The sequence below is a fragment of the Collinsella sp. AF29-7AC genome, from assembly GCF_003475665.1.
Classification (GTDB): Bacteria; Actinomycetota; Coriobacteriia; order Coriobacteriales; family Coriobacteriaceae; genus Collinsella.
Genome location: NZ_QRQX01000004.1, coordinates 83,775 through 107,635, shown reverse-complemented (window position 1 = coordinate 107,635; position 23,861 = coordinate 83,775). Strand labels below are relative to the sequence as shown.

The 23,861-nt window shown below is 58.2% G+C and carries 23 protein-coding genes; 9 read left to right on the top strand and 14 right to left on the bottom strand.

From position 1 onward, the window contains the following. The first annotated feature begins 2 nt into the window (after positions 1-2). Positions 3-812, top strand: a complete 810-nt coding sequence (locus DWZ15_RS02725; RefSeq protein WP_089572312.1) for a gamma-glutamyl-gamma-aminobutyrate hydrolase family protein — start codon at positions 3-5, stop codon at positions 810-812. Between the two features lie 111 nt (positions 813-923). On the opposite strand, the gene DWZ15_RS02720 is transcribed toward DWZ15_RS02725, so the two are convergent. From DWZ15_RS02720 to DWZ15_RS02685, 8 genes are all read right to left on the bottom strand, one after another. Next, positions 924-1,742 (bottom strand): hypothetical protein, encoded by an 819-nt coding sequence (locus tag DWZ15_RS02720; RefSeq protein ID WP_089572314.1) that lies wholly within the window; start codon positions 1,740-1,742, stop codon positions 924-926. Next, the gene (locus DWZ15_RS02715; RefSeq protein ID WP_118449208.1) at positions 1,726-2,550 is read right to left on the bottom strand and encodes a hypothetical protein; all 825 of its coding nucleotides are present in this window, start codon (positions 2,548-2,550) and stop codon (positions 1,726-1,728) included. The genes DWZ15_RS02720 and DWZ15_RS02715 overlap by 17 nt, the downstream gene beginning before the upstream one ends. Then, the gene (locus DWZ15_RS02710; protein WP_118449206.1) at positions 2,547-3,308 is read right to left on the bottom strand and encodes an ABC transporter ATP-binding protein; all 762 of its coding nucleotides are present in this window, start codon (positions 3,306-3,308) and stop codon (positions 2,547-2,549) included. The genes DWZ15_RS02715 and DWZ15_RS02710 overlap by 4 nt, the downstream gene beginning before the upstream one ends. Positions 3,309-3,452: 144 nt before the next feature. Continuing rightward, entirely contained in the window at positions 3,453-3,782 is a 330-nt protein-coding gene (locus tag DWZ15_RS02705) for a helix-turn-helix transcriptional regulator (RefSeq protein WP_089572320.1), read from the bottom strand. An 8-nt stretch (positions 3,783-3,790) separates the two neighbouring features. Beyond that, positions 3,791-4,351 carry a hypothetical protein gene (locus tag DWZ15_RS02700; protein ID WP_118449204.1) on the bottom strand — a complete coding sequence of 187 codons (561 nt, stop codon included), beginning with the start codon at positions 4,349-4,351 and terminating at the stop codon, positions 3,791-3,793. Between the two features lie 230 nt (positions 4,352-4,581). Next, positions 4,582-4,938 carry an Hpt domain-containing protein gene (locus tag DWZ15_RS02695; protein ID WP_199408668.1) on the bottom strand — a complete coding sequence of 119 codons (357 nt, stop codon included), beginning with the start codon at positions 4,936-4,938 and terminating at the stop codon, positions 4,582-4,584. A gap of 24 nt (positions 4,939-4,962) precedes the next feature. Continuing rightward, a complete protein-coding gene (locus DWZ15_RS02690; protein WP_118449202.1) occupies positions 4,963-6,843 on the bottom strand; it encodes a diguanylate cyclase in 1,881 nt (626 codons plus the stop codon). A gap of 211 nt (positions 6,844-7,054) precedes the next feature. After that, positions 7,055-7,852 carry an alpha/beta fold hydrolase gene (locus DWZ15_RS02685; protein ID WP_117758378.1) on the bottom strand — a complete coding sequence of 266 codons (798 nt, stop codon included), beginning with the start codon at positions 7,850-7,852 and terminating at the stop codon, positions 7,055-7,057. Positions 7,853-8,077: 225 nt separating this feature from the next. Here DWZ15_RS02685 and DWZ15_RS02680 point away from each other — a divergent pair, with 225 nt between their 5' ends. From DWZ15_RS02680 to DWZ15_RS02670, 3 genes are all read left to right on the top strand, one after another. Next, positions 8,078-8,854 carry a radical SAM protein gene (locus tag DWZ15_RS02680; RefSeq protein ID WP_117766558.1) on the top strand — a complete coding sequence of 259 codons (777 nt, stop codon included), beginning with the start codon at positions 8,078-8,080 and terminating at the stop codon, positions 8,852-8,854. A gap of 92 nt (positions 8,855-8,946) precedes the next feature. Further along, positions 8,947-9,834, top strand: a complete 888-nt coding sequence (map, locus tag DWZ15_RS02675) for a type I methionyl aminopeptidase (protein ID WP_055286839.1) — start codon at positions 8,947-8,949, stop codon at positions 9,832-9,834. A gap of 133 nt (positions 9,835-9,967) precedes the next feature. Next, positions 9,968-10,903: a D-2-hydroxyacid dehydrogenase gene (locus tag DWZ15_RS02670; RefSeq protein WP_117584150.1), complete on the top strand. Its 936-nt coding sequence runs from the start codon at positions 9,968-9,970 to the stop codon at positions 10,901-10,903. A gap of 236 nt (positions 10,904-11,139) precedes the next feature. Here DWZ15_RS02670 and DWZ15_RS02665 read toward each other — a convergent pair whose 3' ends face one another. From DWZ15_RS02665 to DWZ15_RS02655, 3 genes are all read right to left on the bottom strand, one after another. Then, positions 11,140-11,631: a PIN domain-containing protein gene (locus DWZ15_RS02665; protein WP_117654967.1), complete on the bottom strand. Its 492-nt coding sequence runs from the start codon at positions 11,629-11,631 to the stop codon at positions 11,140-11,142. After that, a complete protein-coding gene (locus DWZ15_RS02660; RefSeq protein ID WP_117584152.1) occupies positions 11,624-12,004 on the bottom strand; it encodes a translation repressor RelB in 381 nt (126 codons plus the stop codon). The genes DWZ15_RS02665 and DWZ15_RS02660 overlap by 8 nt, the downstream gene beginning before the upstream one ends. Before the next feature lie 215 nt (positions 12,005-12,219). Further along, entirely contained in the window at positions 12,220-13,605 is a 1,386-nt protein-coding gene (locus DWZ15_RS02655) for a M18 family aminopeptidase (protein ID WP_233544611.1), read from the bottom strand. A gap of 161 nt (positions 13,606-13,766) precedes the next feature. Here DWZ15_RS02655 and DWZ15_RS02650 point away from each other — a divergent pair, with 161 nt between their 5' ends. The 4 genes from DWZ15_RS02650 to DWZ15_RS02635 all read left to right on the top strand — a co-directional run bounded on the left by DWZ15_RS02650 (position 13,767) and on the right by DWZ15_RS02635 (position 17,840). After that, positions 13,767-14,852 (top strand): carcinine hydrolase/isopenicillin-N N-acyltransferase family protein, encoded by a 1,086-nt coding sequence (locus tag DWZ15_RS02650; protein ID WP_117774148.1) that lies wholly within the window; start codon positions 13,767-13,769, stop codon positions 14,850-14,852. Positions 14,853-14,992: 140 nt separating this feature from the next. After that, entirely contained in the window at positions 14,993-16,072 is a 1,080-nt protein-coding gene (locus tag DWZ15_RS02645; protein ID WP_117774147.1) for a 6-phosphofructokinase, read from the top strand. Between the two features lie 392 nt (positions 16,073-16,464). Then, positions 16,465-17,403 (top strand): helix-turn-helix domain-containing protein, encoded by a 939-nt coding sequence (locus DWZ15_RS02640; protein ID WP_117563855.1) that lies wholly within the window; start codon positions 16,465-16,467, stop codon positions 17,401-17,403. A 116-nt stretch (positions 17,404-17,519) separates the two neighbouring features. Beyond that, on the top strand, positions 17,520-17,840 hold the full coding sequence (locus DWZ15_RS02635) for a multidrug transporter (protein ID WP_117635687.1): 321 nt from the start codon (positions 17,520-17,522) through the stop codon (positions 17,838-17,840). Positions 17,841-17,956: 116 nt separating this feature from the next. Here DWZ15_RS02635 and DWZ15_RS02630 read toward each other — a convergent pair whose 3' ends face one another. Continuing rightward, complete coding sequence (locus tag DWZ15_RS02630) at positions 17,957-20,722, bottom strand: FtsX-like permease family protein (RefSeq protein ID WP_233544610.1); 2,766 nt, start codon at positions 20,720-20,722, stop codon at positions 17,957-17,959. Between the two features lie 5 nt (positions 20,723-20,727). Next, positions 20,728-21,429 (bottom strand): ABC transporter ATP-binding protein, encoded by a 702-nt coding sequence (locus tag DWZ15_RS02625; RefSeq protein WP_117798254.1) that lies wholly within the window; start codon positions 21,427-21,429, stop codon positions 20,728-20,730. Positions 21,430-21,745: 316 nt separating this feature from the next. Between DWZ15_RS02625 and DWZ15_RS02620 the strand changes: the two genes are divergently transcribed. Continuing rightward, complete coding sequence (locus DWZ15_RS02620; protein WP_199580012.1) at positions 21,746-22,990, top strand: chloride channel protein; 1,245 nt, start codon at positions 21,746-21,748, stop codon at positions 22,988-22,990. Positions 22,991-23,076: 86 nt separating this feature from the next. Here the strand turns inward: DWZ15_RS02620 and DWZ15_RS02615 are convergent, their stop codons facing one another. Continuing rightward, positions 23,077-23,733, bottom strand: coding sequence for a TIGR00266 family protein (locus DWZ15_RS02615; protein WP_118449200.1), 657 nt, complete (start codon positions 23,731-23,733; stop codon positions 23,077-23,079). Positions 23,734-23,861: the final 128 nt, after the last annotated feature.

Genomic DNA, 23,861 nt, shown 5'->3' with positions numbered 1-23,861 from the left:
CTATGATCGGAACTCGCACTTCATCGTCATACACCCCGCACGTCAACGTCGACCCCGCCGACCGTCCGCTCATCCTGGTGGCGCCGCGCTGGGAAGAGGCGAAGCCGTTTTTAAGCGAAACGCTCTCCCCCAACGAGGAAATCGCAAGTGTCTTTGTCGATGCCATCCTTGCCGCCGGCGGCCTGCCGCTGCAGATGTCCATCACCGAGGACATTGAGGTCATCCGTCATTACGTCGATATCGCCGACGGCATCGCCATTCCCGGCGGCCCCGATGTCAACCCCAAACGTTGGGGCGATGATCGACCCTACGACCCCACCCTCTGCTGCGAGATCCGCGATAGCTTTGAGTTTAAGCTGGTCGGCGAGGTACTCCGCGCCAAAAAGCCGCTCTTTACCACCTGCCGCGGCACGCAGTTGCTCAATGTCGCCACTGGCGGCACCCTGTGCATGGACGTGCCGAGCCTGGGCGCTCGCGAGGGCCGCACGCAGTGGCGCCATACCCACGTGCTCAACGACCCCGTGCATCCCGTCGAGGTCGTGCCGGGCTCGCTGTTGGAGCGCGCGCTTGGCGGGCACAGGCTGATCCAGACCAACTCCGCACACCACTGCTGCGTCGATCGTCTGGGTAAGAGCACGCGTTTGGTCGCCAAGGCAACCGACGGCGTTCCCGAGTGCATCGAGGTCGAAGGCCAGCCATTCTGCTTGGGCGTGCAATGGCACCCTGAGTACACGTGGAAGACGCTCGAGACCGACTTTAACCTGTGGAAGTCGTTTGTCGAAGCAGCGGCCAAGGTAAAGCAGGCCCGCTAGCTCGCAAGCTACACAAGTTAAAGCCTCCTAAGCCAGGGGGGGGCGGACACCAGCCACGGTGCCCGCCCCCCTGTATTTGATACGCTCGGTATGTTTATCCCTCACAAACAATCAGAGAAATCTCGACCGCAATCGGTCGACAGTAAAGCAAATGGTAAAAACGCTTGCTACGTTTATGAGGCAGTCAATTAAAATCGAGATGCATTGACCATTCCCCAACGGGGTCACGCCGCAAATCCACATGAGCATCGAGGCTGGAAGCGGAAGCATGGAATTGGCCCCGATCTGTATGTAGACCGCTACGACGTTGACAAGCAACAGCATGCCAATCGGACCGAAGCCGGACCCAAAATAGGAAACAACGATTACGCAAGAAACCACGTATGCAAGGCAGGCAGCGGCAGCAAGAACAAGTCGATAGCAAAATACATGCAGGTTGAAATACCGCTGAGCATCCGAAACGATTGCGCAGTTAAGACAGTACAAAACGACACTCGACAGGACAAACGCGCCCAAAAGGGCAAAAGAAGATAGCACCACTCGCGCAACGATAGCGCACACACGCTTCCCTCCCCGAGCCTCCGACAACCCCCACGGTTCCTCGACAAAGCCCGAACTGACAAAGCGCGGCACAATGCAAGCCGCGATGAACGGAAAGAACAATGCATGGGCCAACGGGGCTACGTTGAACAGCAGACCGCGAAAAACCTCTGCATTGCCAAATAGAAGGACATCCTCCGCCGATAGCCGAAGCGTCGGGTCTGGGAAAAAACCCAAGAAACTGTTCTCACGGAGGCTACAGAACCACATCGGGAAAGAATTAAGCTGCAATATCACCATGTACGCATAAATTACCAGGATTAAGGCGTACGCCCATTTGCTCACATGCTTCAATTCTGACTGGAGAAGTCTTTTAATCTGACGAGCCATTGAGCACACCCCCAGCGCGAAAGCTCAAGAGAGCGTAAATCAATACCGATAGACAGCTGGCTGCCACGCCATATCCCAGAAGCGTCAGCTGCCCCATATCGCTATACCCAAGGGCACATCCGACTCCAAGGTACGGCCCCGGAAGGAAGAAGATCCATCGCAAGGATGGTATAGGTGCCTGAAGGAAGGCTCCGTAGAGCGTCAAGCTCATGACAAATCCAACTATCACCACGGCCCCGCTCAATACAGCGCTGCCCGTTATCCGATAGATGGTCACCGTCTCCAGCGCAACCGATATCACCAATACGGCGTTGACTATCATTGCAGGCAAAAATACAGTTAGTATGTTGTGCGAGTAGTTATGCCCTCCACGTATTATGGCTATTGCAAAAAGAAGAAGGCAAAGCGCGCTATACGCTGCGCCAATTATTAAAGCAGACGAAAGTACATGTGCCAGAGCCCCGTTAAAGCGGGCAAGACCTCTTGCTGAAGAAATTCGGCATCCCTCTTCATAGCCGCGCTCCTGTAAAATCGCCAGGCAAACGATGAGTGGAACGAACAGGGAGGTACCGGCAAAAGCACTGCGCACAAGGGACTCATCAGGCGCAGTAGGATCGATTACATTCCAGCAGAAGCCAATATCCTCCCCAAAAACGCTATTGCCAAAGGCGAGCAACGTTGTTCCGTTTTTCAGAAAGATGCCGAAGAGAAGGCCGAACGCCAGCATAAGCGCAAGACCAAACTTCGCCGGAAATATCCTGTGCAAACGCATCATATCTGCCTTTATGGGATGGATCGCCCGCTTCATAGCGAGACCGCCTTCATCAAGCGCCTGTAATACTCTTTTAGGGACGACGCCTCATCCCTTATGACATCCATCGATTCCTTTTTTAGCAGTTCACCGTCATGAAGAAACAGGCAGCTTGTTGCAACCGATGCCAGCTCATCCAAGTCGTGGCTAGAGATAAGCATGGTTTTGCCCTGCTCCCGATTCAATCGGCCGATAAGGGTCCATATGCTCTCAATGCCCAGCGGGTCCAACCCGTTTGCTGGCTCATCAAAAATAAGCAGATCAGTGTCACCCAACAAAGCTGTAGCTATATCCAGCCGCCGTTTCATTCCCAGAGAAAAACTGCCTACGCTCTTTTTCTCATCGATGTCCAGCCCGACTAGGCCCAAGACGCGAGGAACCTCACGTTTCTCATCGAGCCCCCATTCCGCACATCGGATCCGAAGATTCTCAGCCGCACTGAGAGATTGGTATGCTCCGCAGGAATCTGGCACATAGCCGACACGCGTCCGCATCAAGCTCAGCTCTTTTTTCGACTTGCCTCCAAAGAGCTCCACGCTCCCCGACGATGGCTCACAGAGGCCCAGCACTATTTTAATAAGCGTGCTTTTGCCCGCCCCGTTTGCACCAACAAGGGCGCAAAGCTCAGACTGATCCACCTCGAAGGAAACGTCATGCAAAACGCGCCGTTTCCCGTAGCGCTTTGACACCCTTGATAGCCTTATCGTCGATGCGTTCATTGGCCTCCCGTTCCGCTTGATAGCAAAACCGCTCATATCGTTCCTTCTTTACTTTATCGTTTTCCATAGTTGTTATTGTTTTTCGATAACTCATATTTGTCAAGATAATCTAAAAGAAAGAACCCGTGTTAGACACGGGTCCCTTCACGCTGATATTTCGTTTTAGTTGTTCGCCTTAAGCTACTCGTCGCTCAAATCGACAGCAAAGACTGATGTCGGAAGCGACGCCTCATTGCCTCCGCCGTCCCGCATCTGCCTCACAACGTTTTTTGCACGCTCAACAATAAGCTCCTCAAGCTCTTTCTCACTCACGCGCTGAATAATATCTCCCGGTTGACAATCAAGCTCATCACAGATATCGAGGAGCGTCTTTAGGCGAATAGCTTTTATCTTTCCGTTTCTAAGCTTTGAAATATTAGCCGGAGTATGCCCCGTCGCCCGAATCAGATCAGCACTGGTCTTTCCGGTCTTAAGCAGCTGCGTCTCAAGCTCGATGATGAGATAGCTCATGTTTCCTCCTACACAAGCTCGTCAGACTGCTCTTGGAGCAGCGAGGCATAACTCCAGATCGCCGAGATAAATAAACAGACAACTGCGCCGATAAACGACCCCGCATCAAAGGTAGCGCCTTGGCAAATCTCAATAACGAAGGAATGAGGCACGATGTAAAGCTCCAGTCCGCCAATGGTGAGATTGACCGATCCATAGGCACCAACAAGCGAAACCGCGGCGTTAACAGCAAAGGCAAGCGCGAGAACACGGATAAGCCGCACATGCGTCTTGGTAAAGGGCGAGACGCCTCGCGAGATGTTACGGCTGATCCCGCACAGAACGACAAGCGAAATACCCATAACAAGCGCCATGCACAGTCCGCTTGGGATAACGATGCACCCGCCATCGAGAAGCGTCACGACACCGAAAGAATCGACAGAAGCAACGTTTGTAACCGCATACCAGATCACGTAAACAACCAACGCGGCAAAAGCGACGAGCATCCCTGCAAAAACGGCTGCCATGCAAAAACCGAGCTTCCTGATATTTTCGCCCGCCTTGGCCATACGCTGAACGCTGTTGGACATACACTCACCCTCATCGACTCTATCGTTATTCGAACAGTTTATCGAACAACGATATGGATTGCATGCGGAAAGCCCCGCCAGTGCGCATAGGCCATTCACTAATCAGAAGAGGTGAGCGTGGATTTTTGGACACGTATCGAACGAGCGTGGATAATCTCCCACTTTGAGGCCGCCACCGGGCCTAAAACGGGAGATTATCCACTCTCATAGTCATCAAGGCTCACAGCCTCTTACTCGGCCGCCTCGCGCAGAGCCGACATCGTTGCCGCATATTGCTGCTGCAGCGCATGCATTCCCTCGCGAGCGCCGTCAACGGCATCGGCGCCGCGCAGCGCTTCGGTCACCACGACCGCCGGCTCGTACAGATTATCGAATCCCAAGTTCTGGCTCACGCCCTTGAGTGTGTGCGCTGCCATAAACGCACTCTCGGCGTCTCCTGCCGCCATGGCAGCCTCCAGTTTGTCCATGCTCTCGTCATCCAAAAACTTGAGGGCAAAGCGGGCAAGCATTTCCTCACCCATCAGCCGAGCGCACGCGTCATCATAATTAGCGCCGATCTTCTCATACGCCTCACGCATGGAAATCATGAATCAAAAACTCCTTTGTTCAAACTAAATCGTGGGGAACGCAACGACGTCGGCGGGGCGTGCCAAGGTTTCGGCAATGCGGTCTTGCACCTCGAGCAGGCAGTCGAGCAGCAGCGGGTTAAAGGTGCCGCACTGACCGTCCAGGATCATCTTGATCGCTTCCTCGTGCGGGATGGCATCCTTGTACACGCGCACGCTCGTCAGCGCATCGTACACGTCGGCCACCGAAACCACCTGTGCGGCGATGGGGATATCGTCGCCCTTAAGGCCATCGGGATAACCCTTGCCGTCCCAGCGCTCGTGATGCCAACGCGCAATCTGGTACGCATATTCCATAAGCGCATTGCCGGCGTGATGGCTGCCCAGCTCGAGCAGCATGTTGGCGCCAATCGTGGTATGCGTCTTCATAATCTCGAATTCCTCGGGCGTGAGGCGCCCGGGCTTGTTGAGGATCGCATCGTCAATCGACATCTTGCCGATATCGTGCAGCGCCGAAGCCAGGGCGATCGTGGAGCGTTCCTCATTGTCGAGGGAGATCGTGCCGCTACGCTGGACCAGATAGCCAAGCAGCAGCTCGGTCAGCTTTTCGATGTTCGTAACGTGCCTACCGCCCTCGCCGTTGCGAAGCTCCATGACGCCGGCCATGATGTCGATGAGCATGCGACTGTTCTTGACGCGCTCGTTGTACTGTTGGGACAGCAGGTTCGTCAGGCGGCGCTGTTTGGCGTACAGGCGGATGGTGTTGCTTACGCGGCGGCGCACGACACGGGAGTCAAACGGGCGGTTGATATAGTCTGAGGCGCCCAGCTCGTACGCGCGCAGAACCGCATCATCGGAATCTTCGCTCGAAATCATGATGACAGGCAGATTATCGATACCCGATCGGCGCGACAGATCGGCCAGCACCTCAAAGCCGCTTATGCCCGGCATCACAATGTCCAACAGCACGAGCGACAACTCATCGCCATAGCGGTCGACCATGTCGAGCGCCGCACGACCGTTATCGGCCTCGAGGATGCAATGCTCGTCCTTGAGCATCTCGCTGAGAATGGCTCGGTTCATCTCGGAGTCATCGGCGATAAGCACCAAAGGCTTTTCGCTTTGGAAGGCCTCGATGGAATCGGCATCGGTCACGACCGTACCGGCTTTTGCCTTAGCGCGGCTCAGTAACTGGGCAGCGCGGCCAACGCCCTCATCGACCGTCTCGCCATGAATGCGAACGCCACCAACACATGCCGTCAAGCTCACGTACTCATGGCCCGGAATAATCGTGGAATGAACGGCATCGGACACCTGATGCAGGCGACGGGTGAAGTCATCGGAGGGAATATTGGGCATGACAACCACAAACTTGTCGCAGCCATAGCGCACAAGCTCGTCAGTCGAACGAATTCCGCTGCGTATGGCTGTCGCCACAGCACCGAGCGCAAGGTCGCCGGCATGACGGCCACACGTATCGTTGAAGGCCCTAAAATCATCAACGTCGATCATCGCAACGCCGGCATTCATGCGGGCGCTGCGAAGCTTTTCCTCGTAATATCGGCGATTGCGCACGCTCGTCAGCACGTCGGTGTAGACAAGGTCCTCTTCCGCGGCCTCTCGCTCATCAATCGGACGCACCATCAGCAAGACGTGAGGCTCGCCCTCGACCTTCAGAGGGCGTAGACGGGCGCGGTACTCAGTGCCATCATTGAGCAGTTGCTCCGACACCTCATCGGAGTCTGCCAAAGCCTCAAGACTCGACTGACGCAGACAAGGGCAGCGATCGCCGGCGAGCAAGCAGTTAGGCTCGCTCTTAATCTGATCGGCCGACAGCAAACGCACCACGGGGTAGTTCTTCGCGACACGGGCGACCTCAGCGGCAGCCTCCTCGTCGGTTAGATTGACCTCGTGATTATTGAGCATATGGGGCCCTTTCGATAGTTTCGCATGGTAGCGGTGGGTTCCAAATGCTACAAGGGTAACACCTTGTCGATGCAGGTAAGTACGTGAATGCTGTTACATTTTTATGAGTTGGCAGGCGGCGCGATTGAAGTCGCAGACGTGAGGTTTTGAGCACATTTGTTAACACGGCCGAAACGTTTGCGGGTGAAGCCTGCTTTGGCCATTGCGGGTGTTAGAGCCCCAGGATGCCACGGACAGCCCGGGCAGCCGCTGCCGGGCGATCGCGCAGACCGTTATGCGCGCCCGGGATCGTCACGAGAGGGCAATCGAGATATTCGGCAGCCGCTCGCGTGCCAGCCTCGCGGGGCGTGCCAATCGAGAGCTCGCCCAGGAGCACGGCGGCCACCGTTTTTGACGCGCGAACGCTATCCCAATCGGGAACGCAGGTCATAGTAATCCCGTATTCATTGGCCATGAAGCAACGACCATTGCGCAGGGCATGTTTGGCTTCTGCTTCGGTCGTTCCAGGAGCCTCGGGGTCCAAGTCGCCGAGGGCTCCCAAGAAAAGCCGGAGCGCCCTTGAAACCTTTCCAGCCGCAATCATATCGAGCAAAACCGGGGCTGCGCCCATGCCGACGCCTTCGGCCGACACAGCCGGCTCATGCAGAATCGCACGGGCGACGAGATGGGGTTCGGTACGAAGAAGCTCCAGCGCCACCAACGTACCGGCGCTGTGCGCAAGCACATTTGTCGGAGCGCCAACGTGTTCGATCACGGCTTGCAGATCGGCGGCCTGAGCGGCAAGATCATAGCTGCCGTCTGCCGCATCGCTGCTGCCACCACAGCCGCGGCGGTCGTAGGCAATTACGCGGTAGTTGCGACTGAGCTCACAAGCGATGCCGTCGAAAAATGTGCCGTCGACACAAGCGCCGTGCACGCACACCAAGGCAGGAGCATCAGGCGACACATCCGGGTCGGCATATTCGCGACAGGCAATCGTGGTGCCCGCATTCTCGACCGTAAAATCCATGTTGTGCCCCCATCATCAATGCTCATCCAGTTGCACGTCAGCACGATTGGATGGACCCGCATTGCTTTACACCTTGTTAACAGATTAACTTTACCCGACCCGAGGCTTTTCATGGCACGGCATCATGAGCGACGTGAAAAAACGAAACTTGTAAAGCAAGAGCCCACACCTTGCTTTGGAGCCGATGCTATGCTTAGGCACAATTGTCTTGAGGAGCATATGCCTATGTCTACGTTTTTGAATGCCAGCCCCATCTTTGGGCCCGTTCGCAGCCGTCGCCTTGGTCTCTCGCTCGGCGTCAACATGATGCCGGCCAGCGGCAAAATCTGCACGTTCGACTGCATTTACTGCGAAAACGGCCTCAACGCCGAGCGCCCCTGCCACGAGCCGTATAACACGGCTGCCGTGGTGCTCGATGCACTCGAGGCAAAGCTGCGCGAGATGGCAGCCGAGGGCGAGCTCCCCGATGTGATCACCTTCGCAGGCAACGGCGAGCCCACCGCCGCACCGGAGTTTCCGCAGGCCATTGCCGGCGCCGTCGCGCTGCGCGACGAGCTTGCCCCAAACTCCAAGATCGCCGTGCTCTCCAACGGCACGCGCGCCGACCGCCCCGAGGTGCACGACGCGCTCATGATGGTCGACGACAACATTCTTAAGCTCGATACCGTCGACCCGGCGTTTATCCAGCTGCTCGACCAGCCCGTTGGCCCCTACGACGTCAAGCACCAGATTGAGACGTTCGCAAGCTTTAACGGTCACGTTATTATCCAGACGATGTTTTTGAGCGGTGAGTACCGGGGCAAGCCCATCGACAACACCGGCGAGGAGTACGTTGCCCCCTGGCTCGCGGCGCTTGAGCGCATTCGCCCGCAGGAGGCGACCATCTACACGGTGGCGCGCGAAACACCGATCGCCGGCCTTGCCAAAGCAGTGCCCGAGGTACTCGACGCCATTGCCGCGCGCGTGCGCGCCCTCGGTATTCCCTGCCAGGTGAGCTACTAGCGCGGCCGCCCGCCAGCAGCTAAATTAGCCCCATCCCAAATGAGCTGGTCTGCGGGTGGGCTATACTAGCTGCGGATGAAAGGAAGTTAGCCATGTATGACAAAGGACCCGTGCCCGGCCGCAACGACGCTTGCTGGTGCGGCAGCGGCAAGAAATACAAGAAATGCCATAGCGCCTTTGATGAGCGCCTCGAGCGCTTGTGGGAAGAAGGCTGGGAGGTTCTGCCTCGCACGCTCTACAAGACTCCCGCCGATATCGAGGGCATCAAGCGCTCGGCAGCCATCAACGTGGGCGTGCTCGATTATGTGGGCGAGCATATCGCCGCAGGCATGACCACCAACCAGATCGACCAGATGATCTACGACTACACCGTCGAGCACGGTGGCACGCCGGCCGACCTCAACTACGAGGGCTACCCCAAGAGCGTGTGCACCTCGATCAATGATGTGGTCTGCCACGGCATTCCCTGCGATACGGACGTGCTGCACGAGGGCGACATCATCAACGTGGACTGCTCCACGATCTTGGACGGCTACTTTAGCGACTCGAGCCGTATGTTCTGCATCGGCGAAGTCTCGGCCGAGCGCCAGCGCCTGGTCGACGTCACCCGCGCCAGCGTGGAGGCGGGTCTGGCGGCCGTCAAGCCGTGGTTGCCGCTGTCCGTGATGGCCGAGGCCGTGCAAAAGACGGTCGAAGACGCCGGCTTTAGCGTGGTGCGCGAGTACGGCGGACACGGCATCGGTAAGGAGTTCCACGAGGACCCGTTTGTGGGCTTTACCACCGAGGCGCCCGATGTGGACACCATCATGGCTCCGGGCATGGTCTTTACCATCGAGCCTATGGTCAATGCCGGAGCGCCCGACATCAAGATTAGCAAGGGCGATGGTTGGTGCGTGCGCACCAAGGACGGCAGCGATTCGGCCCAGTGCGAGGTACAGCTCGTAGTGACCGAGGACGGCTACGAGCTGCTGAGCTGGTAGCCGTGGATGCGCCGGGCTTCACGATGGATATGTTAACCATCGCGAAGCCCGGCGTTTTTATAGCGTTTTGCCTGATAAAACCCGCCAAAATAAACCTGTCCCTTTTTGGCGGGTCAAGCGGAAAGGACTACTTGTGAACATCTTGGTTTTGCTGCCCGTCAACGACCACCATCGCGCAATTCTTGAGTCGAGCGCTCCGGGCGAGGACTTTATCTACACGAGCGCCGACGCTATCACGCGCGAACAAGTCGCCAACGCCGACGTGATCTTGGGCAACATCGACTCTGACATGCTCACGGCATGCGAGCATCTCCAGCTGCTGCAATTGCAGACCGCCGGCTATGACGACTACCTTGCCGCCGGCACCGTGCCAGCCGACGCCAAGCTGTCTTGCTCGGTGGGCGCCTACGGCCAGGCCGTGAGCGAGCACATGTTTGCCATGGTCCTTTCCATGATGAAGCGCCTGCCCGGCTATCACGACTTGCAGCGCGAACATCGCTGGGAGGATTTGGGGCCAGTTACCTCGCTCAAAAACGCCAACGTGCTGGTGCTGGGCGCGGGCGATATCGGCGGTCACTTTGCCACGCTCTGCCGCGGCATGGGCGCGCACGTCCGCGGCATCAAGCGCCATCCACTCGTCTACCCCATTGTGTTTGAGGACATGGACGGCATGGACGCCCTACCTGAGCGCCTGGCAGAGGCCGACATCGTCGCATCCTTTATGCCGAGCACGCCCGAGACCCGCGGTCTGGCGAACGCCGAGTTCTTTGCCGCGATGAAACCAGGTGCCTTCTTTGCCAACGGCGGCCGCGGCGACCTTGTGGTCACCGATGACTTGGTTGCCGTTCTGGAGTCGGGACATCTCGCCGGCGCCGCGGTCGACGTCACCGACCCCGAACCGCTGCCCGCGACAAGCCCCCTGTGGGATGCGCCCAACATGCTCATCACGCCGCACGTCTCCGGCTGGTTCCACCTGGCAGCCACGCTCAACAACGTCGTCGACATCGCCGCGGAGAATCTGCGTCACCTGCAGGCCGGCGAGACCCTGCGCTGCTGGATCGAACACTAAGAATTACGCCGTTTTACAAACGGCGTAATGAGCCGACGCTGCGAGCCCGTCTGGACGGCAATCTGCCTTTCAACTTCGGCGGCATGACCAGAAGGTCAATGCCGCCTTGTTTCAAGGCACCTTGCTCGCCCAGACGGGCTCTCGCTGACTTTTGTTCAACCTGTAGGGACTGGCTGGCGCGGCCCTGCCTGGGGGCATTCGCTGACTTTTATTCGACCTGCAGGGTCTTCAAATTGCTAGAGCGTTGCTAAGTAATTCTTTGCGTCTTCTACGCTCATTGCTGCGACGGGTGCGTGTGAACAGAGTTTGACATCGTTGGTGACCAGTAGATCCGCCTGAGCACGTATCGCTGCCGCAATGATTAAATCGTCTTCGTAATCGCTATGGAGCTCACGCTGTCTGCTCGCCATCCATATGTCACTCAGGTCGCAGGGTACCGATGTGGCAAGTTGCGACAACACGTCGAGGCAATCCCATGCAAGTGATGTCGACGCCACGGCAGCATCTTGAGAAAGCGAGCCGTGCTCTCGCCGATACCATGCCTTATGTTCGCTTGAAATCAAATAAAACAGGTCTTTGGACGATGTCGCCGCATACAGCAAATCAACCTGCGCCGTGCATGCATCGCGTAAAAACTCAATCGCCACCGAACGACCACGTCGTGAGGGAATGAAGTAATCGAGCCACACGTTGGTGTCAACCAAGATGCGCTTTGGAGTCTCACTCATAGAGCCAGCTCATCTCCTCGCCATAGCGATCCGCATAGGCATTCCGTTTGAGCTCTTCGTCGTCCGATGGCTGAGCCTTGACCATATCGATTCCCGACTCACAGCAAGCGGCAGCGAACAGCTTCGACCCCTGATCCATAAGCTCGAGCTTACGTTTGGCGGCCTTTTCGCGCTCGCGCTGTTCCGCCCGGGCACGACTGGGCAGCAGGATATCCTCGAGCGCACCGGGGCGATCGGCCAGCGATGCTGCAAGCTGCCAGAGCGCTCGCACCGCTTGGCTCGGCGTCATACCGGCCTTGGAGAGAGCGGCGTCCCCACTCCTTTTAAGATCGGCATCGAGACGTACGTTGATCTGAGCGGCTGTTGTGGTCATGACCCCTCCTTAATACTTCAAAATATCATAAAGCTCTATGGTAGATACGTAAAGCATGTATAGCATTTATAAGCATTAGCCGTACTCTGTACACAAAAAGCCGCCGAGGCGCACTGCACCTCGGCGGCCACGTATCGCAGATCTAGTTCGGTTTCACCCTTTGCATTCGCCCAGATAAAACCTGCCAAAATAAACCTGTCCCTTTTTGGCAGGTTTTAGAGTTCCACGCTTTCGGCGCCGTTGATGGTCAGGTCACGCTCGTAGAAGGCGGTGAGGGCGCGGATGGCGTACATTACGTCGCGCACGCCGCCGGTCTCGTAGCTCGAGTGCATGGCAAGCTGCGGCAGGCCCACGTCCACGGCATGCATGCTCGCCTGCATATTGGACAGATTGCCCAGGGTAGAACCGCCGGCCATATCGCTCTTGTTGGCAAAGGCCTGCGTGGGCACGTCGGCGTCATCGCAAATGGCCTGGAACACCGCGCGGCTAAAGGCGTCGGTGCAGTAGTGCTGGTTGGTGGCCTCCTTGATGACGATGCCGCCGTTAAGCACAACCTGGTTGCGGGCGTCGCACTTCTCGGCGTGGTTGGGGTGCACGGCATGCGCGTTGTCGCAGCTCACGAGCATCGAAGCGGCAAGTGCGCGGTGGTACGACTCGTCATCGAAGCCCAGCGACCCGTTGATGCGGCGCAGCGCGTCGGCCAAGAACGTCGACATGGCGCCCTGCTTGGTCTCGGAGCCAACCTCCTCGTTATCAAAGCAGCAAAAGACCGAAACGTCGTGCGCATTCTCGGCACCCAAAAATGCCTGCAGCGAGGTGTAGGCGCAGGCCAGGTCGTCGAGCTTGGGCGTCGAGATAAACTCGTCGGCCCAGCCCCAAATGCGTGCATCCTGACGATTGACCAGGAACAGGTCGCGACCCAAAATTTGCTCGGGCTCAACGTCCAGTTCGTCGGCGATCAGGGCGTCAAAATCTCCCTGCTTAAGGTCGCCGGCGCTGATGAGCGGGCACAGGTCGACAGCTCGGTTGGGCGCAAAGCCCTCGTTAACGCCACGATTCATATGGATGGCAAGGCTCGGGATAATGGCAACTTCGCGCTCGGTAGCGAGCAAGCGGCTCTCGATACGGTCGCCCTCGCGCACCAGCACGCGGCCCGCAAGTGCCAGCGGGCGATCGAACCAGGTGTAGTCGATCATGCCGCCGTAGGCCTCGGTGTTCAGGCGCAGCGTCTCGCCCGCGCCGTCGAGCTCGGGCACGGCCTTAACCTTAAACGTCGGCGAATCGCTGTGTGACGCCGTGAGTTGAAAATGATAGTCGCCGGCAACGCCGTCCTCGCCCCACGTAGCGGCCAGGTCTTCGCCCACCTTAAAGGCAACGACGCTCGAGGTGTTGCGCTGCGTGTAATAACGCCCGCCCGGCTCGATGTCCCACGCTGCGTTCTCGGGCAGGTAGGTAAAGCCCGCCTCGTCGAGTTCGGCCATAATGGTCGCTGCCGTATGGAACATGCTGGGGCATGCCTCGATAAAGTCGATAAGGTCGTTGGAGGCCTCGATATCGTCGGCCGTCACGTGCACGCGCTCGATCGTTTCCTGATCCGTCATGCTCTCCCCTTTCGCTGGGTTGATGGTCCCCTCCAGCATACCCCGCCACGCCAGCGCCGCACTCTTCATTCCGTGCTTAATTCCGCGCCGCTCACCAAGTTGAGCCATCATGCCCGCGCTCCTTTTGCGACAATTGCGCTAACAGGACGAGAGGAGCCGTCATGAAGCCACGTAACATTGCCATCGCCTGCGGTGTCGCGGGTGTCGCCGTCGGCCTTGCCGCTGCCACCGGTATCGTTTATCACAAGCAAATCAAGTCCGCCGCGTCGCTCAAACGCTTGACCGGCTACGCGGATGGCTATGACCTGTACGCAATCGACATCGCCTACGACTACGATCTTGATCGCATCATCGCCGCCGGCGTACGCGACGACCAGGCCTACATCGATGCCGTGGTGGCGCAGGTGCTGCCCGGTGTGCCGGCACATGTCCAGGCGCCCCAGTTTGCCTGCAGCGCTTTTGTCGCCGTAGATGCCGAAGGCCGCGTGCGTACCGGTCGCAATTACGACTTTAAGGACGACACCTCGGCGCTGCTGGTGCGCAATCACCCACGCGGCGGCTATGCCTCCATCGGGTTTGCCGCCCTTAACAACCTGGGCGATAACACTCCGCTTGACTCCGTCGCCGGACGCGCCGCCGCACTCATGGGCCCGTTTGCCCAGTTCGACGGCGTCAACGAATGTGGCGTGTCCATTGCCGTGCTCACCCTGGATTCCAAACCCTGTGACCAGGACACGCAGCGCCCCGTCATCAATACCTCGCTCGCCATCCGTCTGGTGCTCGACCGTGCCGCCACCACGCAAGAAGCTGTCGACCTGCTTTCCGCCTACGACATGCACGCCATGGCAGGACGCGATTACCACTTCTTTATAAACGACGCCGCCGGTGACGCGCGCGTAGTAGAGTGGGATCCGCGCGATCCGGACCGCGCTTTCAAAGCGACTCCTGTAACCCAGGTTACGAACTTCTACGCCTGCTATGGCGACGAAGTGCTGCCTAACCAAAAGAATGGCGAGCTAGGCCATGGTAAAGAGCGCGCCGCCGCAATCGCCGATGTCCTCGACGCCCATACCGGCGCCCAAGACGAGGCAGTCGCTTGGAAGGCCCTACGCGCTGCAGCGCAAGAGCCCAATCCGGAAGACATCACCAGCAACACGCAGTGGTCGGTCGTCTTTGACAACACCGAGCCTGCTGCCGCCATCACGCTGCGCCGCCACTGGGGCGACATCGACGCATTCGCACTGTAAGGAGCCAGGCCCGTCGACTTTACGCTCGCCTGGCGTTGTTTACATTTCTATACGCTTGAGCTAACACGTTTTACCCCCGTATCAACAGTGTGCGGGGGTAAACTTATGCGCATGTTATAACTTGCCCGGAAGGATTCATCATGCTTAGGATCGGTCTTCTTACCAGTGGCGGCGACTGTCAAGCGCTCAACGCCACCATGCGCGGCATTGTCAAAACGCTTATGACCAATAGCGAAGAGCCTATTGAGATCTATGGTTTTGAGGACGGCTACCAGGGCCTTATCTACAGCGGGTTCCGCGTCATGACGCCCGCCGATTTTAGCGGCATCCTCACCCGCGGCGGCACCATCCTGGGCACGAGCCGCACGCCGTTCAAGCGCCTGGACATTCCCGAGGCCGACGGCGTCGAGAAGGTGCCCGCAATGGTCCACACCTATCATAAGCTGCAGCTCGACTGCCTGTTTATGCTGGGCGGTAACGGCTCCACCAAGACCGCCAACCGCCTGCGCGAAGAGGGCCTCAACGTTATCGCCCTGCCCAAGACCATCGATAACGACACCTGGGGCACCGAGCTGACGTTTGGCTTTACGAGCGCCATCGACGTCGCCACCAAGTGCATCGACGACATCCACACCACTGCCTCGAGTCACGGCCGCGTGTTTGTCATCGAGATCATGGGCCACAAGGTCGGTTGGATTCCGCTGTATGCCGGCGTCGCGGGCGGCGCGGACGTCATCCTGATTCCCGAGATCCCCTACGACATGGATAACGTCATCAAGACCATCGAGCATCGCATGGAGACCGGCAGCCGCTTTACCATCGTAGCCGTCGCCGAGGGCGCCATCTCCAAGGAGGACGCGGCACTGTCCAAGAAGGAGTACAAGAAGAAGCTCGCCGAGCGCACGAGCCCGTCAATCGTGTACGACATCGCCAAGGAGATCGAGGCCAAGACCGGTCGCGAGACCCGCGTCGCCATCCCCGGTCACACGCAGCGCGGCGGCCAGCCCGACGCCCAGGACCGCATCTTTGCGACCCAGTGCGGCGTCGAGGCAGCGCTCGGCTGCCTACGCGGCGAGTTTGGCTACATGATTGCCCTGCGTGACGGCAAGATGTGCCACATGCCGCTCGAGGAGGTCGCCGGCAAGCTCAAGTTTGTCGACCCCCAGAGCGATCTGGTACGCGAGGCCAAGGCGTTGGGCATCAGCTTCGGCGACGAATAGCCTCGGCTGGAACTGCTCTCATCGGAGGCCCCAGGGCTTTCCTCCCAAATCGTCCTCGGACATGTCAGGACCCCGCTGCGCGCTTCGCGCGGCGGGGTCCTTCCGTCCTGCGGAAAGATTTGGGAGGAAAGCCCTGGGGCCTCCTGCGGTAACTAGGGAGGCCGAGGCTATTCGTCTTCTTGCTGCAAGTGCGTGGGCTGAGATTTTGGGATGTTGCAGGCTCTTAGCTGAGAGTAGCACTGACATTTGTCCTGAAATGGCTGGTCGTTAGGGATTGCTACCGGTAGTTGCGGTAGGGTTGGGGCAGATTCTAACTAGAAATGGTGGTCGCTACCGGTTGTTCTCGGCATACTCGGCTCATTCGATTCGACCATCAAACGAAAGGAACCACCATGGATCTTGCGATGGCGCAGCGGCTCGTTGATCGCCGCAAGGCTGCCGGGCTTTCTCAGGAGGCGCTTGCCGCCCAGCTGGGTGTGAGTCGTCAGGCTGTCAGTAAATGGGAGCGCAGCGAATCCTCGCCCGATACCGATAACCTTATTGCGCTCGCCGCGCTGTATGGCGTGTCGCTGGATGAGCTGCTGTATGGGGAGGCGGTGGCTAGCGCTGATGACTCACAGGCTGATGATGAGGCGCAGAACAGCAACGCCGGCACCAAAGCTTCAGATAAGGCTGAAGAGGCTGAGGCTTCTACTGAGCACGCTGATTGCAGCGATAAGCCACTTGTCGATATTTCCCTCGCGCGCGGTATCCACGTCATTGATCCCAATAAAGGCGAGGAAGTCCATGTTGGTTGGAGCGGCATCCATGTGACCAACGAGCGCAAGGGCGAAGAGGTGCATGTGGGGCCGGACGGCGTGCATATCGATACGCTTGAGGACGATGGACATAGCGTACGCACCAATGACGACGGCACCGTCACCATCGACGGCGAGACGTTTTCCAGCTGGAAGGAAGCACACGACAAGCTCGACCATCATGGCAAGCATTTCCACACCAAGGTCGGACGTGCATGGAACAAATTCCCCTTCCCCGCACTTGTCACTCTCGCCTATCTGGTGCTCGGCATTGTCTACGGCACATGGGGCATGGGGCTTTTCCTCGTCTTTTTGGTTCCCGTCTACTACGCGATTGGTGACTTCATCGATCGGCGCCACCTGTCTAAGCTGATCGAGGCCATCTACCCGGCAGCCGCCATCGCTTGGTTCCTCTACATGTGGCTCTGTTTGGGACAGCCCCATCCTGCATGGATCATCCTCATCACGATTCCCGTCATAAAGGCGCTCATGCGCTGGTGCCGCAAACAATGGAAGCACCGCAAACAGGCCTAAACCACCCATTCAGGCCCAATCTCGAAGGCTAAAGAGAGCCTCTCATCCACGCCTGTGAGCGAAAGCCAAATAGAATGAAAGGCAAATGGAAAGCCCGTTTGACGAGCGGAGGACATATGCGCGACGTAGCCGAAAGCGACTGGAAGCTGTTCAAGAAAATGCTTCCTCAATGGCAAGAACGTTATATGGAAAAGCTCATCGGCCAGTATGTTGAGATACTGAACGGCGACAGTGAAGCGTCCAGTAGATTTTGGGCACTAGAAGAGCGCCTCAATAGAGACAAGCTGTCCTCAGGCGTAATTGCAAACGACATTCGCCGCAGCACAATGCACCGCGAGATAGCCAATTTGCTTATCGACAGCGTGATCACCCTTGACGACCTTGACGGTTTTACCGAGGACATTAAGAGCTATGCGCAACACTGGATTGGCCAGTAAGAGCACTGAACGACAGACATCCCCAGCAAAACGGGGCAAACGCCGGGCCACCTAATGGTTGTCCGGCGTTTGCGCAGATAAAACCTGCCAAAATAAACCTGTCCCTTTTTGGCAGGTCACTCGGCGCTCTTGAGGGCGCCGACCATGTCGATCTTGTTGAGGGTACGATTGGTGGCTAGGTTGACGATAAACGTAAAGCCAAAGGAAAGCACCACGGCGAGCACGTAGCTTAGCGGCTCGACTTCGACGTCAAAGTACAGCGACGGCATCTGCAAAATGTACGTAAAACTCTCGGCCAGCAAGCCGCCCAGTGGCACGCCCAGCGCGGCGCCAATTGCCGTGAGGATCAACGTCTCCTTGTTGACGTAATGGTGCACCTCGCCACGGCGGAAGCCCAGCACCTTGATGGTCGCCAGCTCGCGTTCGCGCTCGGAGATATTCGTGTTGGACAGCGTAAACACCACCACAAACGACAGGCATGCCGCCATAAAAGTCACGAGCACCACGACCGAATTGATGATCGCAAAGTTCGCCTCGTAGTTCTGCCAATGTTCGGCCGTGCTCGAGATGGTGAGCCAACCGTCGCTCTTAAGCTTCTTGCTAAACGCAATCTGGTCGGCCGACGAGCCCTTAAGCAGCACAAAGACGCCGTTGAGGCGTGCGCTTCGACCGAACGCGCGCTCATAGGTGCCCTGCGTCATGTAAAGCGTGTTGCCCAGATAGTTGAGCGAGATGTCGCTGACTTTGACCTTGGCAACATTGAGCGACGAATCCTGGACGTGTGCCGTATCGCCCGGCTTGATCCCCAGCACCAGCTGAGAGCTCTTGCTCAAATACACATCCCCGTCACGCAGGGCGAGCGGTTCTTTGGACTCGTCCTCTAGGCGCACGTAGTCATCCAGGTCGTTCGTGCGGTCATCGGGCACCACGATCAGCTGCACGGTCTCGCTCTTTCCGCCGAATGTAAAGGTAACGTTGTCGGTCATAATCGGCAGCGTCGAAGTCACGGTCACGTCGGAATCCTTGGCTGCACTGCGCTCATCCAACGCCGCGCACGTCTGCGAAAAATCATCGGGATTGGCGACCGCCAGCAAATCGTAGCGTGTGATGTGCCCGTACTGCTTGGGCGACAGCGCGACCGACGTATCACGGATGCCCATACCGCAAATCACAAGCGCCGTGCAGCCCGCAATGCCAAAGATGGTCATAAAGGCGCGCTTTTTGTAGCGGAACAGGTTGCGTGCAGCGACCTTGTTCAAAAAGCCCATGCGGTGCCAGATAAAGCCAATGCGCTCGAGCAGAATGCGCGAGCCGGCGCGCGGGGCCTTGGGGCGCATGAGCGAGGCTGGGGTCTCAGCCATCTCGTGGCGGCAGGCGATAATCGTGGCGCCCACCACGCCCACGGCAAACAGCGCTACCGACACGAGTGATGACACGATGTCGTACGAAAGCAACATCTGGGGCAGCGAGTACATGTCGTCGAACACCGTAAACAAGAACAGCGGCAGACCCACAAATCCGATGATATTGCCGAGCACGCCACCGATCAGACACGCCCACAGCGAGTAGTCCACATATTTGGACAGGATACGCCCGCGCGAATAGCCGAGCGCCTTGTACAGGCCAATGAGCGTGCGCTCCTCCTCGACCATGCGCGTGGCGGTGGTGAGGCTGATGAGCACGGCGACGATAAAGAAGATGAACGGGAACACCGTGGCAATGGCCTCAATTGACGAGCTATCGCTCTCAACGCTCGAGTAGCTTGCGATATTGCCGCGGTCCTGGATGTACCAGGTGCATTCGCCCAGGTCAGAGAGCTCGGCGCGGGCATCGGCAAACTGCTGGTCGGCGGCGGCACGGCGCTGGTCCAGGTCGGCTTGCGCCTGCGCACGCTCGTCGCTGCCCTCGGCCATGCGATTGATGTTGTCCTGCTCGATCCCAAAGACCATATTCGCCTGACGCTCAGCTGCGTCCAAGCTCGCCGGTGTGTCGACCGTCAGCTCCTGGGCGCGCGCCTTCTCACGCTCCTCGCGGATCTTCTCGATATTGCCCTTGACCTCATTGATCTTTGCCGAGTAGGCATCCGAATAGGAGTTGAGGCTCTTGGCTCCCTCGACGACCACGTGGACAGCGGAGTAGGAAGAAGATGTCGCGGCATCCTCGCTCACGTAGAACTTGTAGTCCGCAGTCGAAGCAGCGCGAAAGGCGTTGACTGTCGAGTCGGAGCTCACGTCGGTAGGATCGAGAACCTCGGCCGTGATGGTGTAGTCCCCATCGGCAAACTGGTCCTTGGCGCTTTGGTTCGACGAGCTCGCATCGTTGGCGGCAAAGCTCACCGTATCGCCGATTTTCTTGCCCGAAGCCTTCAAAAAACGTGAGGTCACTGCCACTTCGCCCGAAGTCTCGGGCAGCTCGCCGCGTACTAGCACCGGTTGGTCAATATTCTCTTTGGAAAGGCTCTGCACGACCACGCGCTCGCGCGTTGTACCCACGGCGGTGTAGGCGGTCTCGGTGTAGATGCCCTCGGCCGTCTCGACGCCATCGACCTCTTGAATGGCAGCAAGATCGTCATCGGTCAGACCATAGGTCGACTGCACGTTGATGTCATAAACATTCTGCTGGTCAAAGTAAGCGTCGACCGAATCGCACAAGTCCTCGCACCCCGCTTTGAGGCCGCACATAACGCTCACACCGAGCGCCGTGATTACGACGATAGACAGGAAGCGTTTGAGGCTGCCGCGAATCGTGCGGTAGATGCCACGGCGAAAAACCATCGGCACCATATCGTTTGAGCTTTGGGCAGTGCGGTAGGTCGTAAAATCCTGCTCGCGCTCCGTGTTCTGCGCGTCGCGGCGTTGGCTGTTTTGGCGATCCTGGTCCATGGGCGCTACCACTCGATCGTCTCGATAGGCACAGGATTTTGCTGGACCGTCTCGCTCTCCACGCGGCCATTCTTAAAGCGAATCAGGCGATCGGCCATGGGCGCCAGCGCGGAGTTGTGGGTGATGATAATGACCGTAATGCTTTGCTTGCGACAGGTGTCCTGCAACAGCTGCAGAATCTGCTTGCCGGTTTTGTAGTCGAGTGCACCCGTCGGCTCGTCGCAAAGGAGCAGCTTAGGGTTCTTGGCCAGCGCGCGGGCGATGGACACGCGCTGCTGCTCGCCGCCCGAAAGCTGCGCCGGAAAGTTGGCGAGGCGCTCACCCAGGCCGACCTGGCGAAGCGTCTGTTCGGCATCGAGCGAATCAGGGCAGATCTGAGCTGCGAGCTCGACGTTTTCGAGGGCCGTCAGGTTGGGTACCAGATTGTAGAACTGGAAAACAAAGCCGACGTCGGCGCGGCGGTATTCCACGAGCTGCGCCTCGTTGGCGGAGCTCACGTCGCGTCCGTCCACCGTCACGGTGCCGGAGGTCGCCGTATCCATGCCGCCCAGAATGTTGAGGGCCGTGGTTTTACCGGCGCCCGAAGCGCCCAGGATAATAGCGAGCTCGCCGCGCTCAACCGTAAAGCTCGCGCCGTCGAGTGCGTGAATGCGCGCGTCGCCCTCGCCGTATGCCTTGATGACATCTTTGAATTCGATATAGGCCATCGATCGGTTCCCATCTGGTCGGATAACTCTTTAGTATTACCCATTTCGCACCGACCAAAAAGGGACAGGTTCATTTTGGCAGGTTTTATACTGGGAAACGGGGAGCGAAGGCGGGCGCTGGGGACGTCCAGCACAACCATTTGACCCAAACCACGCCCGCCGCTATGATGCCGCTGCGGAATGAATGTCTCCGTTGGGCGCGCCAGCCAAACTATCGCGTCGCCCTAAACCGCCTTGTTGCTGATGACTTCTGCTGTTACGTGATGTCCTTTGGGCATCACGCCGCGGCAGGAGTCTTTTTTGTTTTGGAGGAGAAGTGTCGGAAAACAGTGCATCGAGCAGAATCAAACGCCTGCTCAACACCTATAGCGGCCTCATGCTTATGGGTGCCGTCGGAATCCCTATTGGCATCATCGTCGGTGCAATTTGTGCCCTCTTTGGTCGCGTGCTCCTGGCAATCGGCGCCCTCCGCGACGAGCACATCACCCTGCTCCTTCCCTTCCTCGCCCTCATGGGCTTGGCCATCGTATTTGCCTACCGCACCTGGGGCAAAGGCACCGATCGGGGCATGAGCTTAGTATTCGACGTAGGTCACGGACGCGAGGACGCCATCTCCCCGCGTCTGGTGCCGCTCATTATGCTGAGCACGTGGGCCACGCATCTCTTTGGCGGCAGCGCGGGACGCGAAGGCGTAGCCGTGCAGATCGGCGCAACCGTCTCGCATTGGATCGGCCGACGTCTACCTTTCCGAGAACCCGGCAACACGTTTTTGCTTATCGGCATGGCCGCCGGCTTTGCCGGACTCTTCCGAACGCCCCTCGCCGCCACGGTCTTTGCGATCGAAGTACTGGTCGCAGGACGCATGGAATACCGCGCGCTGTTTCCCGCGCTTACAGCCTCGCTCGCCGCAAGCATGACCTCCGGCGCTCTGGGGCTCGAGAAGTTTGAGGTCGCCGTTACCGCCTCGTATGCGCTCGACCTCCCCGGTCTTGGACGACTGGCGTTGTTGGGTATCGCGTTTGGTATGGTAGGTGGAGCTTTTGCCTGGTGCCTTGCCCATGCCAAGACCCTTGCAGCGCGGCTGCTCCCCAGCCCTTACATACGCGTTGCCGTTATGGGCCTTGCGCTGTCGGCGATTCTGTTCGTGCTGTGGCAGGGGCGATACTGCGGCCTTGGCACCAACCTGATATCGGCGGCGCTCAACGGTGACGGCAAGGTCACCATCATGCCTTGGGACTGGGCGCTCAAATTCACACTCACCATCGCCACGCTTGCCGCAGGATATCAAGGTGGTGAGGTGACGCCGTTGTTCTCCATCGGAACCAGCCTGGGTGTCGTGCTCGCCGGAATTCTCGGCATGCCCGTCGAGCTCTGCGCCGCGCTGGGATACGCCGCCGTCTTTGGCAGCGCCACCAACACGCTGCTCGCGCCCATCTTTATTGGCTGCGAGGTCTTTGGCTTTAGCAGTCTGCCGACGTTCTTTATTGTCTGCGTCGTGGCCTACCTGTTCAACATGGATAAGTCGATCTATGCACTGCAGGAGCACAGCCGCACCCGATAAACAGGGCGTTTGCCACCAAAAAACGCGCACGACAGGCCAGGCCCGCCGCGCGCGTCATCCTATACACGATTAGTTATTGTTGTTGGTCATCGAAGCCACTGCTGCGCAAGATTGGAAATAGGCATTGTCTGCAGCCAGATGCGCCCCGGACCGGTGAGCACAGTGTTAAACACGCCTTCACCGCCAAACATGATGTTTTTGACGCCCTTGACCATCTGCGCGTCGATGCTCACCGTCTCCTCAAAGCCGGCCACGTTGCCGGTATCTACAATCATTTGCTGGCCAGCAGCAAGCTCGTACTCAACTAGGTCGCCGTCGATCTCGGCAAAGGCAATACCCGAGCCCGTGAGCTTTTGCATGATAAAACCCTCGCCGCCAAAGACGCCGGTCTTTGCCTTCTTGTTAAAGTGGATGCTCAGCTCAACACCACTTTCCGCGGCAAGGAACGAACGCTTCTGCAAAATCCAGCTCTTACCAGGGCCAATCTCGATCGGTATAATGCGGCCGGGGAAGCAAGAGCCAAACGCAATCATGCCATCGCCGTGCGCGGTCCAAATGTTTTGGAACAACGCCTCACCCGAAAAAGCCTTAGAGAACATCTTACCTATGCCACCGCCCGAGGTGGACATCTCCATGTTGGGGGTCATCCAGACCATGGCACCGCTTTCGGTGATCATGGATTCGCCGTCGCTAAGGTTGCACGTAACAACCGGGAAAGCCCCTCCGCCGATCTCGTACTGCATGACCGTCTCCTTTCCTTCGGGAGCCGAACAACGATGTCCATATTTTAGCAGTTAGAGGTGCGTTTATTTGGGTCGGTGGCGTTCATGGCGCCGATCACCGCCAGCCTCCGCTGCCGTCTGCACAGATA

What these genes read in the sequence shown, in the direction of transcription:
- DWZ15_RS02725 (WP_089572312.1), top strand. Translation starts at nt 3, where the DNA reads ATGATCGGAACTCGCACTTCATCGTCATACACCCCGCACGTCAACGTC.
- DWZ15_RS02720 (WP_089572314.1), bottom strand. Translation starts at nt 1,742, where the DNA reads ATGGCTCGTCAGATTAAAAGACTTCTCCAGTCAGAATTGAAGCATGTG.
- DWZ15_RS02715 (WP_118449208.1), bottom strand. Translation starts at nt 2,550, where the DNA reads ATGAAGCGGGCGATCCATCCCATAAAGGCAGATATGATGCGTTTGCAC.
- DWZ15_RS02710 (WP_118449206.1), bottom strand. Translation starts at nt 3,308, where the DNA reads ATGAGCGGTTTTGCTATCAAGCGGAACGGGAGGCCAATGAACGCATCG.
- DWZ15_RS02705 (WP_089572320.1), bottom strand. Translation starts at nt 3,782, where the DNA reads ATGAGCTATCTCATCATCGAGCTTGAGACGCAGCTGCTTAAGACCGGA.
- DWZ15_RS02700 (WP_118449204.1), bottom strand. Translation starts at nt 4,351, where the DNA reads ATGTCCAACAGCGTTCAGCGTATGGCCAAGGCGGGCGAAAATATCAGG.
- DWZ15_RS02695 (WP_199408668.1), bottom strand. Translation starts at nt 4,938, where the DNA reads ATGATTTCCATGCGTGAGGCGTATGAGAAGATCGGCGCTAATTATGAT.
- DWZ15_RS02690 (WP_118449202.1), bottom strand. Translation starts at nt 6,843, where the DNA reads ATGCTCAATAATCACGAGGTCAATCTAACCGACGAGGAGGCTGCCGCT.
- DWZ15_RS02685 (WP_117758378.1), bottom strand. Translation starts at nt 7,852, where the DNA reads ATGGATTTTACGGTCGAGAATGCGGGCACCACGATTGCCTGTCGCGAA.
- DWZ15_RS02680 (WP_117766558.1), top strand. Translation starts at nt 8,078, where the DNA reads ATGTCTACGTTTTTGAATGCCAGCCCCATCTTTGGGCCCGTTCGCAGC.
- map (WP_055286839.1), top strand. Translation starts at nt 8,947, where the DNA reads ATGTATGACAAAGGACCCGTGCCCGGCCGCAACGACGCTTGCTGGTGC.
- DWZ15_RS02665 (WP_117654967.1), bottom strand. Translation starts at nt 11,631, where the DNA reads ATGAGTGAGACTCCAAAGCGCATCTTGGTTGACACCAACGTGTGGCTC.
- DWZ15_RS02660 (WP_117584152.1), bottom strand. Translation starts at nt 12,004, where the DNA reads ATGACCACAACAGCCGCTCAGATCAACGTACGTCTCGATGCCGATCTT.
- DWZ15_RS02655 (WP_233544611.1), bottom strand. Translation starts at nt 13,605, where the DNA reads ATGACGGATCAGGAAACGATCGAGCGCGTGCACGTGACGGCCGACGAT.
- DWZ15_RS02650 (WP_117774148.1), top strand. Translation starts at nt 13,767, where the DNA reads ATGAAGCCACGTAACATTGCCATCGCCTGCGGTGTCGCGGGTGTCGCC.
- DWZ15_RS02645 (WP_117774147.1), top strand. Translation starts at nt 14,993, where the DNA reads ATGCTTAGGATCGGTCTTCTTACCAGTGGCGGCGACTGTCAAGCGCTC.
- DWZ15_RS02640 (WP_117563855.1), top strand. Translation starts at nt 16,465, where the DNA reads ATGGATCTTGCGATGGCGCAGCGGCTCGTTGATCGCCGCAAGGCTGCC.
- DWZ15_RS02635 (WP_117635687.1), top strand. Translation starts at nt 17,520, where the DNA reads ATGCGCGACGTAGCCGAAAGCGACTGGAAGCTGTTCAAGAAAATGCTT.
- DWZ15_RS02630 (WP_233544610.1), bottom strand. Translation starts at nt 20,722, where the DNA reads ATGGACCAGGATCGCCAAAACAGCCAACGCCGCGACGCGCAGAACACG.
- DWZ15_RS02625 (WP_117798254.1), bottom strand. Translation starts at nt 21,429, where the DNA reads ATGGCCTATATCGAATTCAAAGATGTCATCAAGGCATACGGCGAGGGC.
- DWZ15_RS02615 (WP_118449200.1), bottom strand. Translation starts at nt 23,733, where the DNA reads ATGCAGTACGAGATCGGCGGAGGGGCTTTCCCGGTTGTTACGTGCAAC.